General features: G+C 39.2%; 15 protein-coding genes. 5 read left to right on the forward strand and 10 right to left on the reverse strand.

Annotated features, from left to right (window positions below; translation table 11 throughout):
• Positions 1 to 8: 8 nt before the first annotated feature.
• The 5 genes from K7X70_RS00645 to K7X70_RS00665 all read right to left on the reverse strand — a co-directional run bounded on the left by K7X70_RS00645 (position 9) and on the right by K7X70_RS00665 (position 3,662).
• Entirely contained in the window at positions 9 to 986 is a 978-nt protein-coding gene (locus K7X70_RS00645; RefSeq protein WP_222535268.1) for a FecR family protein, read from the reverse strand.
• 73 nt (positions 987 to 1,059) lie between these two features.
• Positions 1,060 to 1,656 carry an RNA polymerase sigma-70 factor gene (locus tag K7X70_RS00650; RefSeq protein WP_222535269.1) on the reverse strand — a complete coding sequence of 199 codons (597 nt, stop codon included), beginning with the start codon at positions 1,654 to 1,656 and terminating at the stop codon, positions 1,060 to 1,062.
• A 55-nt stretch (positions 1,657 to 1,711) separates the two neighbouring features.
• Positions 1,712 to 2,521, reverse strand: a complete 810-nt coding sequence (locus K7X70_RS00655) for a phosphatidate cytidylyltransferase (protein WP_222535270.1) — start codon at positions 2,519 to 2,521, stop codon at positions 1,712 to 1,714.
• Between the two features lie 24 nt (positions 2,522 to 2,545).
• Positions 2,546 to 2,755: a putative signal transducing protein gene (locus K7X70_RS00660; RefSeq protein ID WP_222535271.1), complete on the reverse strand. Its 210-nt coding sequence runs from the start codon at positions 2,753 to 2,755 to the stop codon at positions 2,546 to 2,548.
• A complete protein-coding gene (locus tag K7X70_RS00665; RefSeq protein ID WP_222535272.1) occupies positions 2,727 to 3,662 on the reverse strand; it encodes a CPBP family intramembrane glutamic endopeptidase in 936 nt (311 codons plus the stop codon). Before K7X70_RS00665 ends, K7X70_RS00660 begins: the two co-directional genes overlap by 29 nt.
• Positions 3,663 to 3,715: 53 nt before the next feature.
• Between K7X70_RS00665 and dusB the strand changes: the two genes are divergently transcribed.
• Positions 3,716 to 4,723, forward strand: coding sequence for a tRNA dihydrouridine synthase DusB (gene dusB, locus K7X70_RS00670; protein ID WP_222535273.1), 1,008 nt, complete (start codon positions 3,716 to 3,718; stop codon positions 4,721 to 4,723).
• A 34-nt stretch (positions 4,724 to 4,757) separates the two neighbouring features.
• Positions 4,758 to 5,144, forward strand: a complete 387-nt coding sequence (apaG, locus tag K7X70_RS00675) for a Co2+/Mg2+ efflux facilitator ApaG/CorD (protein WP_062546354.1) — start codon at positions 4,758 to 4,760, stop codon at positions 5,142 to 5,144.
• 12 nt (positions 5,145 to 5,156) lie between these two features.
• Here apaG and K7X70_RS00680 read toward each other — a convergent pair whose 3' ends face one another.
• The gene (locus K7X70_RS00680) at positions 5,157 to 5,852 is read right to left on the reverse strand and encodes a zinc metallopeptidase (RefSeq protein WP_222535274.1); all 696 of its coding nucleotides are present in this window, start codon (positions 5,850 to 5,852) and stop codon (positions 5,157 to 5,159) included.
• Between the two features lie 160 nt (positions 5,853 to 6,012).
• Here K7X70_RS00680 and K7X70_RS00685 point away from each other — a divergent pair, with 160 nt between their 5' ends.
• Positions 6,013 to 7,335 (forward strand): DNA recombination protein RmuC, encoded by a 1,323-nt coding sequence (locus K7X70_RS00685; RefSeq protein WP_222535275.1) that lies wholly within the window; start codon positions 6,013 to 6,015, stop codon positions 7,333 to 7,335.
• Here K7X70_RS00685 and thiL read toward each other — a convergent pair.
• Complete coding sequence (gene thiL, locus K7X70_RS00690) at positions 7,330 to 8,370, reverse strand: thiamine-phosphate kinase (RefSeq protein WP_222535276.1); 1,041 nt, start codon at positions 8,368 to 8,370, stop codon at positions 7,330 to 7,332. The two genes, K7X70_RS00685 and thiL, sit on opposite strands and share 6 nt — an antisense overlap.
• Before the next feature lie 91 nt (positions 8,371 to 8,461).
• Positions 8,462 to 9,454 (reverse strand): quinolinate synthase NadA, encoded by a 993-nt coding sequence (gene nadA / locus K7X70_RS00695; protein WP_222535277.1) that lies wholly within the window; start codon positions 9,452 to 9,454, stop codon positions 8,462 to 8,464.
• 400 nt (positions 9,455 to 9,854) lie between these two features.
• Between nadA and nadB the strand changes: the two genes are divergently transcribed.
• Both nadB and K7X70_RS00705 read left to right on the forward strand, forming a co-directional pair.
• Positions 9,855 to 11,441 (forward strand): L-aspartate oxidase, encoded by a 1,587-nt coding sequence (gene nadB / locus K7X70_RS00700; protein WP_222535278.1) that lies wholly within the window; start codon positions 9,855 to 9,857, stop codon positions 11,439 to 11,441.
• A gap of 3 nt (positions 11,442 to 11,444) precedes the next feature.
• Positions 11,445 to 11,954: a gamma carbonic anhydrase family protein gene (locus K7X70_RS00705; RefSeq protein ID WP_222535279.1), complete on the forward strand. Its 510-nt coding sequence runs from the start codon at positions 11,445 to 11,447 to the stop codon at positions 11,952 to 11,954.
• 33 nt (positions 11,955 to 11,987) lie between these two features.
• On the opposite strand, the gene K7X70_RS00710 is transcribed toward K7X70_RS00705, so the two are convergent.
• Positions 11,988 to 13,616: an Ig-like domain-containing domain gene (locus K7X70_RS00710; RefSeq protein WP_222535280.1), complete on the reverse strand. Its 1,629-nt coding sequence runs from the start codon at positions 13,614 to 13,616 to the stop codon at positions 11,988 to 11,990.
• A gap of 143 nt (positions 13,617 to 13,759) precedes the next feature.
• Positions 13,760 to 15,622, reverse strand: coding sequence for a tRNA uridine-5-carboxymethylaminomethyl(34) synthesis enzyme MnmG (gene mnmG, locus K7X70_RS00715; RefSeq protein ID WP_222535281.1), 1,863 nt, complete (start codon positions 15,620 to 15,622; stop codon positions 13,760 to 13,762).
• Positions 15,623 to 15,654 lie beyond the last annotated feature (32 nt).

The raw sequence follows: 15,654 nt of genomic DNA on the forward strand, positions 1-15,654 counted from the left end.
AATTTTAGTTACTGTTTTATTATTATCTGATTATCGTGGTGGTCAATCGTAATTTTGTAGGTCATTTTCAAGACATCAAGTACATCGGTTAAGGGATCATTTTTAAAGTTTGCATTTAGCTTCTTGATGTTGGAAATGTTCCCTTCAATGGTAATCTTAACGCCATACTGCTGTTCTATTAAGGCGCATACTTCGGGTAAAGTCGCGTCTACGAAGTTCAGTTCTTTATACAGCCAGTTGGAATTTGTTTGTGTATTGAGTCCCAGGTATTTTTGAATTTTGCCGGTTTTCTGGTTAAATCGGATCGCCATTCCTTTTTCCAGGATATGACCAGGATCACGGTCCGTACTTTCGAACATGACCTTCCCTGATTTAACTTCCAGGGCAATGGTGCTGTCGATATTTTGAATGTTGAAGGTGGTTCCCAGCACCTGAACGGCAGATTTATTGATCAGCACGGTAAAAGGATGCGCCGGATCTTTGGCAATATCAAAGAAAGCTTCTCCTTTTAAAAGGAAGAATTTTCGCTGTGATTTACTGAAAGTAGTCGCGTATTTAATCTGAGTATGCTTGTTTAAGAATACTTTAGAGCCATCTACAAGCAGAATGGAATCCTGCTGATCATTAGTGCTTCTAACTATAAAAGCTTCGGATTTAAGCTCCCTGTAACCCCATAGACCTGCCATACCGAATACCAGTACGGCGGCGGCGGCTCTCCACCATAATTTATAGGTTTTTGCAGGGGATGTATATTGGATTTTTTCTTCTAATCGGGCAGTAAAAGCGGCAACTGCCTGATCCAGATCTCTACCTGTATAGCGCTCTTCTACATTGGCAGATTGCTCCCAAATGCGCTTAATACTGGTATATTCTGATTCATTTGCTGCATTCAAGCCTCTCCAGGCCAATAACTGTGCTTGTAAAGCTTTATCTTCCGGATGGTTTAATGCATTTATAATCAGAGAATAGTGATCTTGGTGTTCCATGCCTTTTTTTAGAGATAGACACGGCCAAAATAAAATACCCTTGCTCGGGCTGATTATTTTTTCAATTATTTAACTATTTGTCCAACAAAAACCAACCCAGGTAACTCAGCAAGAGGAGTATACCCAACAAGTTCGCCCTTAGAATTTTTAAGGCTTTAGTGATATGTCCTTCCACAGTTTTCTCTGAAATTTGCAGTTCTTCAGCTATCTGACGGTATTTTAACCCTTCAAAACGGTTCATTTTAAAGACCGTTTTACATTGAGGAGGCAAGCTTTCTATGGCCCTGCCTATCTTTCTTTTCAGTTCTTCCTCTTCCAGCAAAGTATTCACAAATTCCGGACTGGCAGCTTTGGAAAGCTGATCATAATGTTTGCTTTGTGTTTTCTGATTGCGGAGTTTATTCAGGGATTCATTGCCCACAGAACGATACAGGTATCTTTCAAATTCTGCAATCTGATCAAACCTGTTTTCATTTTCCCAAAGTCTTAAAAAAACATCCTGAATCACTTCTTCCGCCAGGTAATCATCCCTAACAATCTTTAAGGCGGTCATAAACAAGCTTTTAAAGTAATGACGGTATAATCTGGTAAAGACCGCGACGCTATTCTCCCTGTTTTCTCCTAAAAATTCTTCTTCTATCAATAATGAGATAGTTCCCTCGCCGTCCATAATGCAATTATAACAGAATTCTGCATATAATTACATTATTTTTCGCGTCAAATACTTAGTACAAAATTAGATACAGGTACACATAAACCACCGGTGCAGACATTAATAGACCATCGAAACGATCCAAAAGGCCTCCATGACCGGGTAAAATATCTCCAGAATCCTTCACATTCAAGCTTCTTTTCAGCATAGATTCGACCAGATCTCCTAAAGTTCCAAAACTGGATATTAAAACTGCCATTCCGCCAAGGGTTAAGAAAGAAAGTTCTGTGAAATAAATCGAAAGGATATAAGCAACTAGTACACTGGTAAATACGCCGCCAAAGAAGCCTTCCCATGATTTCTTAGGAGAATGACGTTCAAATAACCTTGTTTTACCAAATTTAGAACCGAAAAGGTAAGCACCAGTGTCATTTGCCCATAACATCAACATGAAAGCCAATGGCAGATGAAAACTATAATCAGGGATATGTCCGATGAAACCTAGCGCATAAAAGAAACAAAAAGGAACCGTCACATACATAAAACCTACAAAAGTGTAAGAGATATTGGCAAAAGGTATTTTATCTTTTTTATAGAGCTCTGAGATAAATACAGCGAAGATCAAAGGAACCAGCAGCAGTAAAAACTTGGTTTCAAACTGCAGGAAATGATAGCCGGCAATCATGAAAAAGATCAGCGCTGCGGCAACCATGGCGATATTGCGGTGTGGCCTGATGCCTGTCGTTTTGATCAGTTTAAAAAACTCCCATAAGGCGGCCAGACTTAGCAATAAGTAAAAAGCAGAATAGACATAAGGTCCTAAAAACATGGATCCTAACATCACTATGGTAAAAAAGAAAGCTGTAATCGCTCTTGTTTTCATGCGTAAAAGTGTAATTGAGGTAATTTATGCGATCTCGTTATCTTTGATATAAGCGTTTGCTTTTTCAACATTATCCGGGTGTACCAGGATGTGAATCGTTCCGAAAACTTTATAAGAAGAGTCTTGCTGGTTCATCACCACTGCAGGAATATCATTTTCCAATAGTCCTTGTTTTAAGATTTCTGCGGTAAAGGGATCTTCGGTACTAAATACTTTTGTCCAATTGTTTTCCATCTGCTTTTAATGATTTATTTTTAAAATATTTGAATACCAGAAATGTTAAAATCACACTGATCAGCACACCATACCATTGAAAATTGGTGGTTTTATTTGCTTCCGACAAAGGTATATTGTTTTTTTGCATATACCATGCCCCGGTTACTGCATAAGCATTATTTACAAAATGCGCGAACATGGAGTACCACAAACTTTGGGTCCAGAAGTAAATATAACCAAAGGCTGCGCCCAGGAGTAAACGCGGTAAAAACCCATAAAACTGGATGTGGATCGCACTAAAAATGAAGGCCGTGAACCAGATTACAAAATGCGGATTTTTAAACATTCTCCCTAGAGACCGCTGAATAGCCCCTCTAAATATCATCTCTTCGGCAATGGCAGGCAAAATTGCAATCAACAAAATACTGATTAGATAATCCCCAATATTGTTAATCTTTAGGAGATTTACCATGGTTTCCGTATTCTTATCCTCCTGCGCCCTCATCCATTCTTCCACTGGTTTTAAAAATCCTGGCAGCACCATTTTCATGTTCATCATCGTGACCCATTCTAGTATTGGCATAGAAAATACCATCATCAGGATCACTAGAAACAGTAATTCTACCCTTACTTTCCTGAAACCATAAAACTCAGGAATGCGCTGCTTTTCTCCCCAGGCCAGCACGAGAGCTGGCAATAGAAAAAGTCCGATTTGCTGCATTCCTATAAATATTCTCATAGTCACGATATTTTTAGCATTCCCTGGATTCAGCCAATCAGGGTTAAACAATTCTCCATACCAAAAATATAAGCTCAGAATTGACGCCAAGCTAGCCAGTATGATCCCTGCAATGGCGTATAAACCCAGGGTAAGTAATTGTACATAAGGACTTTTTTCAAGTCTTTCGTGATCAATAAAATTCATTATTTGTAATATTTGTACCTTTGTCCTTTGATTTAAGGTTTGAAGATAGAGAAATGTCTGTAAAGATAGGAAATATAGATCTGGGAGAGTTCCCACTTTTGCTTGCACCGATGGAAGATGTAAGTGACCCTCCGTTCCGTTTTGTGTGTAAACAAAGTGGCGTGGATATGATGTACACGGAGTTTATCTCTTCTGAGGGCCTCATTAGAGATGCCGCAAAGAGCAGGGCAAAACTGGATATTTTCGAATATGAACGTCCGATCGGCATCCAGATTTTTGGCAGCGAAATCGACCATATGCGCGAAGCAACAGAGATTGCAACCCTAGCAGGACCAGACCTGATGGACATTAATTATGGCTGTCCGGTTAAAAATGTGGCCTGTCGCGGAGCCGGATCTGCTTTATTACAAGATATTGACAAAATGGTAAAAATGACGGAGGCAGTAGTTAAAGCCACGCATTTACCGGTTACTGTTAAAACCCGCTTGGGCTGGGATGATACGACCAAAAATGTGGAAGAAGTTGCCGAACGTTTACAAGATATTGGCATTCAAGCTTTAACTATCCATGGTAGAACACGTGCACAATTGTACAAAGGTGCTGCCGACTGGACTTTAATCCGTGAAATCAAGAGAAATCCAAGGATAAAGATTCCAATTTTTGGAAATGGTGATGTAGACAGCATTCAAAAAGCAGCAGATTGGCGATTGGAATATGAAGTAGATGGCATCATGATCGGCAGAGCCGCCATTGGATATCCATGGATTTTCAGGGAAATCAGACATTTTTTCAAAACTGGGGAAATTCTTGCCGGACCAACCGTTGAAGAACGTGTCAATGTATGCAGAACACATTTTGAAAAATCTATCGATTGGAAAGGTCCAAGAGTAGGTGTATTTGAAATGAGACGCCATTATGCCAATTATTTTAAAGGTTTACCAGATTTCAAACCTTACAGAATGTTACTGGTCAAAGAAGAAAACATAGAAATTATTCATAGCATTTTAGACGAAGTGGCAGATAAATACCATAACATTTCCCCGATAGGAGAAATGGCGTGATTTTTGAAACCACACTCTAATTTAATTAATTAAAATGGTTACAGCAATCACTCAGGGCGTTAAAATATCAGTAGAAACCATGTACCAGGATGAATATTCTAATCCTGGAAATGAGCATTTTATGTTTGCTTATCAGATCACTATTGAAAATTTATCTGATTATGCCGTTCAATTGATGAGGAGACAGTGGTTTATTTTTGATTCTAATGGCACCGAGCGTGAAGTGGAAGGCGAAGGTGTGGTTGGTCTTCAACCCGTAATTGAGCCTGGTACGAGCTATACATACGTTTCTGGAAGCCATTTAAATACGGACATGGGCTCAATGAAAGGAAATTACCTCATGCACCGCCTCGTTGATCAAACTGATTTCACCGTAGATATTCCAGAATTTAACCTGATTGTGCCTTATCGTCTGAATTAATCAGAACGATAATTAATATTTGTTGCGTCCGAATAACATGGAAGCATAATAGATTAAATTGGCTAATGCTCCCAATGCTGCTACTACATAGGTCATTGCTGCCCACCAAAGCGCATCTTTGGCCTGTTTATTTTCTTCCGGCGTATTCATGACCCCATTGTTATTTTTCAGCCAGATCAATGCCCTATGACTCGCATCAAATTCTACAGGTAGGGTGATGATACTAAAAATTGTCAATAACGCTAACCCGATCACGCCAATAGTCAATACAAAAGGATTTCCCGTAAAGCCAATTAATAATACACCCAGGATGAGTACCCATTGTAATAAGGTAGAAGATATGCTCACTAAAGGCACCATACTCGTCCTCAGCTGCAACCAATGGTAAGCTTTAGCATGCTGTACCGCATGGCCGCATTCATGAGCTGCAACCGCTGCAGCAGCCACACTTCTACCATGGTATACATCTGTACTCAAGTTCACTGTTTTATCTGCAGGATTGTAATGGTCCGTTAATTGTCCATCCGCATTCATTACCCTCACATCGTATATTCCGTAGTCGTGAAGCATCTTTTCCGCCACCTCTTTTCCCGAAAACCCCGAGCTTAAACGCATCTCCGTGTACTTTGAAAACTTACTTCGAAATTTCCATTGTACATACATGCTAATCAATAAGATCGGGATAATTAAAAATAAATAAGTTCCCATTTTCGTAATGTATGTTTTTCAATTATTTCAAATCAAAAAACGAGCCTAAATCCTGATCATTAATAAATAATCTTAAAAAGTGTAAAATGAATAACTTATTATTTACGATGATCACTTGCAGGAACGTTTTAAATTCTTCATTTTTGATAAAAATATTAGTATGGAAACAGCAATCGTCGTCTTATTGATCATAATATTAGTAGCAATTGTAGTGTTATTCTTAAAAAAACCTGCCAGCGGAAATCAGCACATTGCATTGCTGGCACTAAAAGAAGAGGAACATCAGAAATCATTAAACTGGTTAAAAGAAGAAAAATTGAGACTGGAAGATGAGCTGAACGACCTGCGGAATAATTTCCTTTTAGAGCGCAGTAAAGTGATCAAATCCGAGGAGACCCTGGTGGCTCAAAGGGACAAGCAAGCTGAACAGGAAAAATATATCGCCGAATTACAGCAGCGCTTTAAACTAGAGTTTGAAAACATTGCCAATAAGGTACTGGATGAAAAAACAGCCAAATTTACCGAGCAGAACAGGACCAATCTTGACCTCATTCTGAACCCATTTAAAGAGAATATTAAAGCTTTTGAAGAGAAGGTAGATAAGGTATATAAGTCAGAATCAGACGAAAGAAACATCCTGAAAGGCGTAATTTCACAGCTCATGGACCAGAGTAAACAAATCCAGGAAGATGCCAACAACCTGACGAAAGCCCTCAAAGGAGATGCTAAAAAACAAGGAAACTGGGGAGAAGTGATTCTCGAGAGGGTATTGGAGCGTTCCGGTCTGATCAAAGACAGAGAGTATAGGATACAGGCCAGTTTAAGCGCAGCAGAAGGGAGCAGGATGCAGCCGGATGTGATCATTGACCTTCCAGATGATAAACATGTAGTAGTCGATTCTAAGGTCTCGCTGGTGGCTTACGAACGACTGGTTACCGCAGAGAGCGATTTGGAAAAAGAAACTCATTTGAAACAGCATTTACTCTCTATAAAAAACCACATTCAAGGATTATCAGGCAAAAATTACCAGGAGCTGTACCAGATCAATTCTCCCGATTTTGTACTCCTGTTTATCCCTATAGAATCGTCTTTTGGCATTGCAGTTCAGCAAGATGCAGAATTATTTAACTATGCCTGGGACAGAAAAGTAGTCCTGGTGAGTCCTTCTACTTTACTTGCCACTTTGCGTACCATCGCCAGCATCTGGAAACAAGAAAGACAGAATAGAAATGTACTGGAAATTGCCAGATTGAGTGGTAGTATGTACGATAAATTTGTAGGATTTTTAACAGATATGGAGAGCATTGGAAGAAACATCCGACAAAGTCAGGATGCTTATGATAAAGCCTTAAACAAATTGTCTACCGGAACCGGAAACCTATCCAGTACTTCAGAAAAAATCAAAAAATTAGGTGCCAAAGCAACGAAGCAAATTGACACCAAATTTTTAGATCCTTTAGTTGCTGAGGAAGACAGCTTATAATTTAAATGCGTTCCATCCCTGTGCTTTCAATTCATGAACCACATTGGACTTCGAAATCATTTTGCAGCCAGAGTTTTTATCCGTGATGTGACCGATAATGCTGATGTCTACATCATTTTTTAACTTAGTGTAATCGTCTTGTTTAATGGTAAATAGCAATTCGTAATCTTCCCCGCCGTTTAAGGCACAAACGGTTGGGTCTAAGCCCAATTCGCGTGCAGTTTCATAGGTCATCGGATCAATTGGAATCTTTTCTTCGTATAAAGTACAGCCTTTTTCCGACTGCTGACAAATGTGCATGATCTCCGAAGCCAGGCCATCAGAAACGTCAATCATAGAGGTAGGAATAATTTCCATCTGCGCCAATAAATCAACAATATCTCTTCTTCCTTCCGGCTTCAGCTGGCGTTCAATAATATAGTCTTTTCCTTCCAGATCAGGCTGAATATTAGGGTTTTCTAAAAAGATCTGTTTCTCTCTTTCCAGGATTTGTAAGCCTACATAGGCACCGCCTAAATCTCCGGAAACACATAGAAGATCGCCTTCCTGTGCACCGCTTCTGTACACAATATCTTTCTTTTCTGCATAACCAATACTGGTTACACTGATCACCAATCCTTGCTTGCTCGAAGAAGTATCCCCGCCAATTAGGTCAATGTTGAATTTATTACAGGCCAATTCAATGCCTTTATAAATTTCTTCTACCGCTTCTAAAGGAAATTTACTGGAAATCCCAATCGAAACTGTAATCTGAGTCGCAATACCGTTCATGGCATAGATGTCACTCAAATTCACTTGAACAGCTTTAAAACCTAAGTGCATTAAGGGTACATAAGCCAGGTCAAAATGGATGCCTTCCAACAATAAATCCGTTGAAATCAACATCTCCTTATCAGGAAAACTCAAAACTGCTGCATCGTCCCCAACTCCTTTAATACTGCTTTCATGCCTGATCTTAAAGTTCTCAGTCAGGTGTTTTATCAGACCAAATTCTCCAAGTTCTCCAATGTCGGTGCGCTCTTTATTCTCAAACATATATTTTATATCTATTGAATTTTAACTTTTACTAGTTACTGATTTTCCTTATAATTATTACCAATCTGCAGGAGAATCGCGTATTTTTAAATTATAAACCCAAAGCTGCGGATATCTCCAGCATTCTCTCAATTGGTTTACGTGCCTGCACAATAATATCAGCAGGAACTGTTACTTCAGGGCTTCCATTTTTTAAACATAAATAGAGTTTTTCCAAAGTATTTCTTTTCATATAAGGACAATCATTACAGGCACAGTTATTATTTGGTGGTGCCGGAATAAATGTTTTTGTCGGATTTGCTTTCTCCATCTGATGGATAATTCCGCTTTCCGTTGCTACAATAAATTCCTGAGCATCACTTTTTGTACTGTAATTCAATAATCCTGTAGTCGATCCAATGTAATCTGCCAGTTCCAAAACGGCCTCTTCACATTCCGGATGCGCAATAAACTTCGCATTGGGATGACGAGATTTCAATCTGGTGATTTTTTCTCTCGAAAAAATCTCGTGGACCATACACGCACCATTCCAGAGCACTAAATCCCTGCCTGTTTTCTTAGCCACCCAGGCGCCTAAGTTTTTATCCGGACCAAAAATGATCTTCGTATCCTTCGGAAGACTCTCCACAATTTGTACTGCATTCGTAGAGGTACAAACAATATCGCTCATTGCCTTCAATTCTGCCGTACAATTCACATAGGTAATCACCACATGATCAGGGTGTTTCTCCTTGAATTTTTTAAACAGGTGTGGCGGACAGCTATCTGCCAGCGAGCACCCTGCTTTCAAATCCGGCAGCAAAACCGTTTTCTCAGGCGAAAGAATCTTGGCAGTTTCTGCCATAAAATGAACTCCTGCAAACACAATCACCTCAGCATCAGTTCTTGCCGCTTCTTGTGATAGTCCTAAACTGTCCCCAATATAGTCGGCAATATCCTGAATATCAGGCTCTTGGTAATAGTGCGCCAGCACTATCGCATTCTTCTCTTTTTTTAGTTTTTCGATTTCCACGAAAAGATCAAGTGTAGGATCAATCTTTTCTTCGACAAAACCTTTTCTATTTAATTCCTCAAATGTATCCATTTTCAACAGTTCAATAAATTATAATTATTTAATATAGATAGACTTCTATTGTTTATTAGTGTGTTAATAACGTTTGTAAATTATTTTTTTTTAGGCGATTATTTGAGTTATTCATAAGTTATCCACAAATAAGTTGAATTTTTAAACCAAAATTCCGCTGATTCACAGTATTTTATTTTTCTCCCTCAAAACTTATCCATAGTAATATGTGTATTGTTAGTTTGTGTGTAAAAAGTGGATAACCTCTGCAAAGTTGCTCAAAAATAACTGAAAATATTGTGGCAAATTCCCTTTTTAGCTTAGCTTTAAACATTCAAATTTATTTGTTCTATATGTTTAGACAAGAAATTAACAATTATATCAACGTTGTTAACAAAGTAAGGGAAGTAGCTTAATTTCAATGAGAAAAGTAGATTTTTTAGTAATAGGGTCGGGTATAGCGGGTTTAAGCTTTGCATTAAAAGCAGCTCAGCATGGTAAAGTTTTAATTGTTACAAAATCAAATGAAGATGAGTCGAATACAAAATATGCGCAGGGTGGAGTAGCAGTTGTTGTAGATAAAGATGATTCGTTTGAAAAACATATTGAAGATACATTAATTGCTGGAGATGGGCTGTGTGACAGAGAGATAGTGGAAATTGTAGTCAAAGAAGGGCCTCAAAGAATCCAGGAAATTATAGATTACGGAATCAATTTTGATAAAAATCAGACCGGAGTTTATGATTTGGCCAAAGAGGGAGGACACTCAGAAAATCGTGTTTTACACTATAAAGACGTCACGGGATATGAAATTGAAAGCGTTTTATTAAAACAGATTCATCAGAACAAAAACATAGAGATATTAACACATTACTTCTGTTTGGAGTTAATTACTCAGCATCATTTGGGGCTGCATGTGGATAAGAGTTCAGAAGATATCCACTGTTATGGCATATATGCCTTTAACACAGAGCGTAACGATGTGGAAAAGATATTAGCGAGTGTGACTATCATGGCTTCAGGTGGTGCTGGGCATGTGTATAGCAGTACTACAAATCCCGTAATCGCTACAGGTGACGGTATGGCGATGGTATACCGCGCAAAAGGAAAAGTAAGGAATATGGAATTTATTCAGTTTCATCCAACCGCTTTATATCATCCGGGAGAATATCCTGCTTTTCTGATTTCTGAAGCAGTTCGTGGTTATGGCGGTGTGCTCAGAAGAAAAAATGGCGAGGAGTTCATGTATGAATATGATCCGAGAGGATCTTTGGCTTCCAGAGATATTGTAGCTCGTGCAATAGATTCTGAAATGAAAAAATCTGGGGAGGATTTTGTCTACCTTGACATCACCAATCGCAAAAAGAGCGAGATTTTAGCTCATTTCCCGAACATTTACGCGAAGTGTCTATCTATAGGTATAGACATGACAAAGGATTTAATACCGGTTACGCCAGCAGCTCATTATATGTGCGGCGGAATTATGGTAGATGAATATGGTCGTTCTTCTATAAAAAATTTATATGCCTGCGGAGAATGTTCGTCTACAGGTTTACATGGGGCCAATCGTTTGGCCTCAAATTCCTTGCTGGAAGCTCCTGTGTTTGCACACCGCATTTATCAAGATGCTATAGCTACTTTCAAAAATACGGTGATCCCTGACAATATCCCTGAGTGGAATGACGACGGGGTAAAACAGTCCGACGAAGATATTTTAGTCACCCATAATTTACGGGAAACACAGAAATTAATGAGTGATTACGTCGGAATTGTACGCTCTGATTTTAGATTAGACCGGGCAATGAGGCGCTTATTTTTGCTCCATGAAGAAACAGAAGCTTTCTATAAAGCCAATAAAGTGTCTGTAAAACTTTGCGAATTGCGCAATGTAATCCAGGTTGCCTTCATGATTATTAAGTCTGCAAAAGCAAGAAAAGAGAGCAGGGGACTACACTATACGACTGATTATCCAGTGCATTCAGCACAATTAACCGATACAATTTTTTAGAAAATGGCAGTGATATTACCAGTGAAAGATAAGCACCCGAAATGGGCAGAGAATTGTTTTATTGCGCCAAATGCGACGATTGTTGGCGACGTAACCATGGGCAGTAACTGTTCTGTCTGGTTTAACGCAGTGATCCGTGGCGACGTAAATACCATTACTATTGGGAATGATAGTAACATTCAGGATGGCGCAGTGATCCATGCTACTTATTTGAAAGCAGCAACAGTGATTGGAAATAGGGTTTCTGTTGGACACAATGCAATAGTTCATGGCTGTATTTTAAAAGACCATATCCTGATCGGTATGGGGGCCATTGTGATGGACAATGCCATAGTTGAAGATTACTGTATTATTGCCGCAGGAGCTGTTGTATTAGAAAATACGCATTGCGAATCCGGGTATATCTATGCCGGAACACCTGCAAAAAAAATAAAGCCCATTACTGAAGAGCAACGGGCTTTATTGAATAAATTGCCAGACAACTACATTATGTATGCCGACTGGTTTAAATAATGGACCGATCTGCTAAAACAGATCGATCTTTTCTTATTCTTTTGGAATCGTAATGGTTTCATTTCTTTCCCAAAGGGCTCTGATCGAGAGTTCTTTGGGTTCGTTCCAAATCTTTTCAGGCTGCGTGCCTAAGGTCACATTTCCGGTATCCCATTTCTTGTTTTTATTATTGTCGTAGGTAATTCTGGTATAGTACTTACCTGCTTTATAGTTATTAAAAGTAACGGTGGTATCTTTCGTAATCACCATACTATTAACCGGATGTTTATTCGCATCAACCACCTCTACAATATAACTTTTATCTTTTTCCGGAACGATCAGTTTTAGGACTAAAGTACCGTAATCATCTTTACTTCCTAATTTGAAATCTTTCTTGAACTCTTTATTTTTTGTGTTAAAAATGGCTGTAAAGGCGCCCGCTTCAAACTTGAGCTCATAGGTTTTTTTAACTCGCCATGGATACTTAATATAATAAGATAAAAAGTCGGCGCTGTCTTTTTCCAGGGTAAAGTTGGTACGTTTTACCGAATCTTCAAGCAATTCTATTTTATTGACATCGGTGCTTAAAATTGGAAAATTGAAAGTCAGTTTGAACGGTCTGTTCGGATTTAAGGTACGGTCTTCCAGGTTATCCGTTGCGGTTAAAACTCTGGTATACGTTTCCTTTTTCCCACGGTTCAATATAACCGTTTGTTGTAATTTCCCGTTTTCGTTGATATTTACTTTTGCAGAATCGAAACTTAAATCGGTCAGCCAAATTTTTAGCGAGTCATTATTTTTACTAAACTTGGTATATTTTGAGGCATCCAAAGCAGGAGGATCTGTGACTACGATTTCTGGTTTTAGCAATTTCTGGTTGAAAGCAAAACTGATACTTCCATCCGCATTGATCCGTTTATCCAATACCCGGAATACCGATGCGTCTTCTTTGAAGACTTGAATATTTACAGAGTCCAGGTTCTTTTTTAGAACAATGGGGTCTTTAATAAAACCAATTTCGTCTGTACTCTGCTGGTAGATTTTATCTCCGCCTTTTTCCTTTAAGGCGTAAATTTTATAAGTACCTTCTCTTAAATTGTTCAGACTGTAATTACCCGAGCTATCCGTTAGTGAGTAAATTGCAGGTCGGCCTTTTCCGAAAATGGTGTCTCTTTCCAAAGGAAGAATAAATGCGACCGCCTCAAGTTCCGGTTCGCCGGTGATGGAATTGGTGACCTTGCCCTTGATGCTTAATGAATCGAGCTTCGGACCTGTTGAAAATACATAGGAGAAATTCTTTAGGACGTTGTTTTCGTTGATATCCGCGATCAGCTTCCCGAAGTTCAATGTATAGGTAGTATTTTTTTCCAGCGTGTCTGGGAACGAAATTTCCAAAAACTTTTTCTTCACCTTGAGTAGGGGAGGAACTTTGAGTTCCGGCGAAATTGAAAACTCTTTCGATTCATTCTGAAGTTTGAAATACTCATCAAATTCCAGGGTAATTTTTTTGGACTTAAAATTTGTCGTGAAGTTTTTTGGCTCCATACTCAACACCTTCGGAGGCTCTGTATCCCGAGGCCCTCCCTGTGGCTGCTGGATGCTTGCACAACCATATATTAGAGAAATTAACAATAGGAGGGATGCAAAAAGCCTGAAGTTCGGTACAATGCTAATTTTGGCCATTTATATGCGTTGTGTTAAGTTTATTACTCTTTTTAATAGATAACATTAAAAAATTTTAAAAGGCTCTTAAAACTCATTTAAATGAGTCAGTTAACAAGGTTGTAGTTGTCAAGCTAACTGACTCTTTATCAGATGTTTACAAATTACTTACTCATGTGAACCATCAAAACGGAGATATCTGAAGGAGAAACCCCTGAAATTCTTGAAGCCTGACCCAAAGTGCGGGGTTTGATCTTCAATAACTTCTCTCTGGCCTCCTTAGAAAGTGATCCCAATTGAGAATAATCAAAATCAGGATTGATGTCTTTGTCTTCCATCTTCTGCATTTTGTTCACAATCTCCTGTTCTTTCTCAAAATAGCTTTCGTACTTAATTTTAATTTCCGCCTGCTCTATAGTCTCTTTATCAAATGAACTTAGGTACTCTTTAAATGGAGCACTCATTTCTCTAACGTCTTCAATACCCACTTGCGGTCTACCCAGCAGGCTGATGATTTTAACATTTTGATTCAGTGTGCTAGTCCCTAATTCTTCTAATTTTACATTGGCCTCTACCATGTCGATACTTTGTTTTTTTGCAAAGGCAACGATGGCATCGGAGTTGGCTACTTTTTGTTTTACAAGTTCTAAACGTTCGTCACTGATCAAGCCTAACTGATGGCCGATAGGAGAGAGACGGATATCGGCATTGTCCTGGCGAAGTAACAACCTGTGTTCTGCTCTGGAAGTAAACATACGGTAAGGCTCTTCGGTTCCTTTAGTCACCAGGTCGTCTATCAATACTCCAATATAAGATTCAGAACGCTTCATGATCAGTTCATGTAAATCATTCACTTTTTGGTGTGCATTGATTCCTGCAATAAAGCCCTGACTTGCGGCTTCTTCATAACCTGTAGTTCCATTGATCTGACCAGCGAAATATAAATTGCTGATCATTTTTGTTTCTAAGGTTAAAGACAATTGGGTAGGCGGGAAGAAGTCATATTCTATCGCATATCCAGGGCGGAACATTTTAGCGTTTTCAAATCCTGGGATTTTAGTCAGCGCTCTATATTGCACATCTTCTGGTAGAGAAGTCGAGAAACCATTGACGTAGATTTCGCAGGTATGTAATCCTTCTGGCTCTACAAAAATCTGGTGTCTTTCTCTTTCAGCAAAACGATTGATCTTATCTTCAATAGAAGGACAATACCTCGGACCTAATCCTTTAATTCGACCGGTGAACATCGGAGATTTTTCAAATCCTTCTTTCAGTGTTTCATGAACCTCAGAATTGGTATACGTAATCCAGCAGCAGCGTTGTTCCGTTGGACGTTCTACATTGGTATAAGAAAAGCGTCCAGGATTTTCATCTCCCCATTGCTCTTCCATTACCGAGTAATTTAAAGATCTGCCATCCACTCGGGGTGGGGTACCAGTCTTCATTCTGCCAGCTTCAAAACCCAGTTCTACCAATTGTTCAGTTAAGCCAGTTGCAGCTCTTTCTGCTGTTCTGCCTCCACCAAATTTTTTCTCACCGATATGAATTAATCCATTTAGGAAGGTACCATTAGTCAGTACTACAGACTTCCCTTTGATCTCAATTCCTAAAGAAGTTTTAATACCTACTACAGTATTGTTCTTAATCAAAAGGCTGCTCACCATGTCTTGCCAGAAATCGACATTAGGGGTGCGCTCTAAAGCCAGTCTCCATTCCTCAGCAAATCTCTTCCTGTCATTCTGAGCTCTTGGACTCCACATCGCAGGGCCTTTAGAAAGGTTCAGCATCCTAAACTGAAGTGTGGTCTTATCACTGATGATTCCAGAGTATCCACCCATGGCGTCAATCTCTCTTACGATTTGTCCTTTCGCCACACCACCCATGGCTGGGTTGCAGCTCATCTGTGCAATGGTTTCCATATTCATGGTGATCAGCAAGACTGAAGATCCAAGATTGGCAGCAGCAGCGGCGGCTTCACAACCTGCATGTCCGGCGCCGACTACTATAACATCATATTCTTTAAACATTACCTGTTGTTTTTATATCGCTTATAAATTGT

The sequence above is a fragment of the Pedobacter polysacchareus genome, from assembly GCF_019802255.1.
Lineage (GTDB): Bacteria > Bacteroidota > Bacteroidia > Sphingobacteriales > Sphingobacteriaceae > Pedobacter > Pedobacter polysacchareus.

Coding starts and splice junctions, on each gene's coding strand:
- K7X70_RS00645 (WP_222535268.1), bottom strand. CDS start 986: ATGGAACACCAAGATCACTATTCTCTGATTATAAATGCATTAAACCAT.
- K7X70_RS00650 (WP_222535269.1), bottom strand. CDS start 1,656: ATGGACGGCGAGGGAACTATCTCATTATTGATAGAAGAAGAATTTTTA.
- K7X70_RS00655 (WP_222535270.1), bottom strand. CDS start 2,521: ATGAAAACAAGAGCGATTACAGCTTTCTTTTTTACCATAGTGATGTTA.
- K7X70_RS00660 (WP_222535271.1), bottom strand. CDS start 2,755: ATGGAAAACAATTGGACAAAAGTATTTAGTACCGAAGATCCCTTTACC.
- K7X70_RS00665 (WP_222535272.1), bottom strand. CDS start 3,662: ATGAATTTTATTGATCACGAAAGACTTGAAAAAAGTCCTTATGTACAA.
- dusB (WP_222535273.1), top strand. CDS start 3,716: ATGTCTGTAAAGATAGGAAATATAGATCTGGGAGAGTTCCCACTTTTG.
- apaG (WP_062546354.1), top strand. CDS start 4,758: ATGGTTACAGCAATCACTCAGGGCGTTAAAATATCAGTAGAAACCATG.
- K7X70_RS00680 (WP_222535274.1), bottom strand. CDS start 5,852: ATGGGAACTTATTTATTTTTAATTATCCCGATCTTATTGATTAGCATG.
- K7X70_RS00685 (WP_222535275.1), top strand. CDS start 6,013: ATGGAAACAGCAATCGTCGTCTTATTGATCATAATATTAGTAGCAATT.
- thiL (WP_222535276.1), bottom strand. CDS start 8,370: ATGTTTGAGAATAAAGAGCGCACCGACATTGGAGAACTTGGAGAATTT.
- nadA (WP_222535277.1), bottom strand. CDS start 9,454: ATGGATACATTTGAGGAATTAAATAGAAAAGGTTTTGTCGAAGAAAAG.
- nadB (WP_222535278.1), top strand. CDS start 9,855: ATGAGAAAAGTAGATTTTTTAGTAATAGGGTCGGGTATAGCGGGTTTA.
- K7X70_RS00705 (WP_222535279.1), top strand. CDS start 11,445: ATGGCAGTGATATTACCAGTGAAAGATAAGCACCCGAAATGGGCAGAG.
- K7X70_RS00710 (WP_222535280.1), bottom strand. CDS start 13,616: ATGGCCAAAATTAGCATTGTACCGAACTTCAGGCTTTTTGCATCCCTC.
- mnmG (WP_222535281.1), bottom strand. CDS start 15,622: ATGTTTAAAGAATATGATGTTATAGTAGTCGGCGCCGGACATGCAGGT.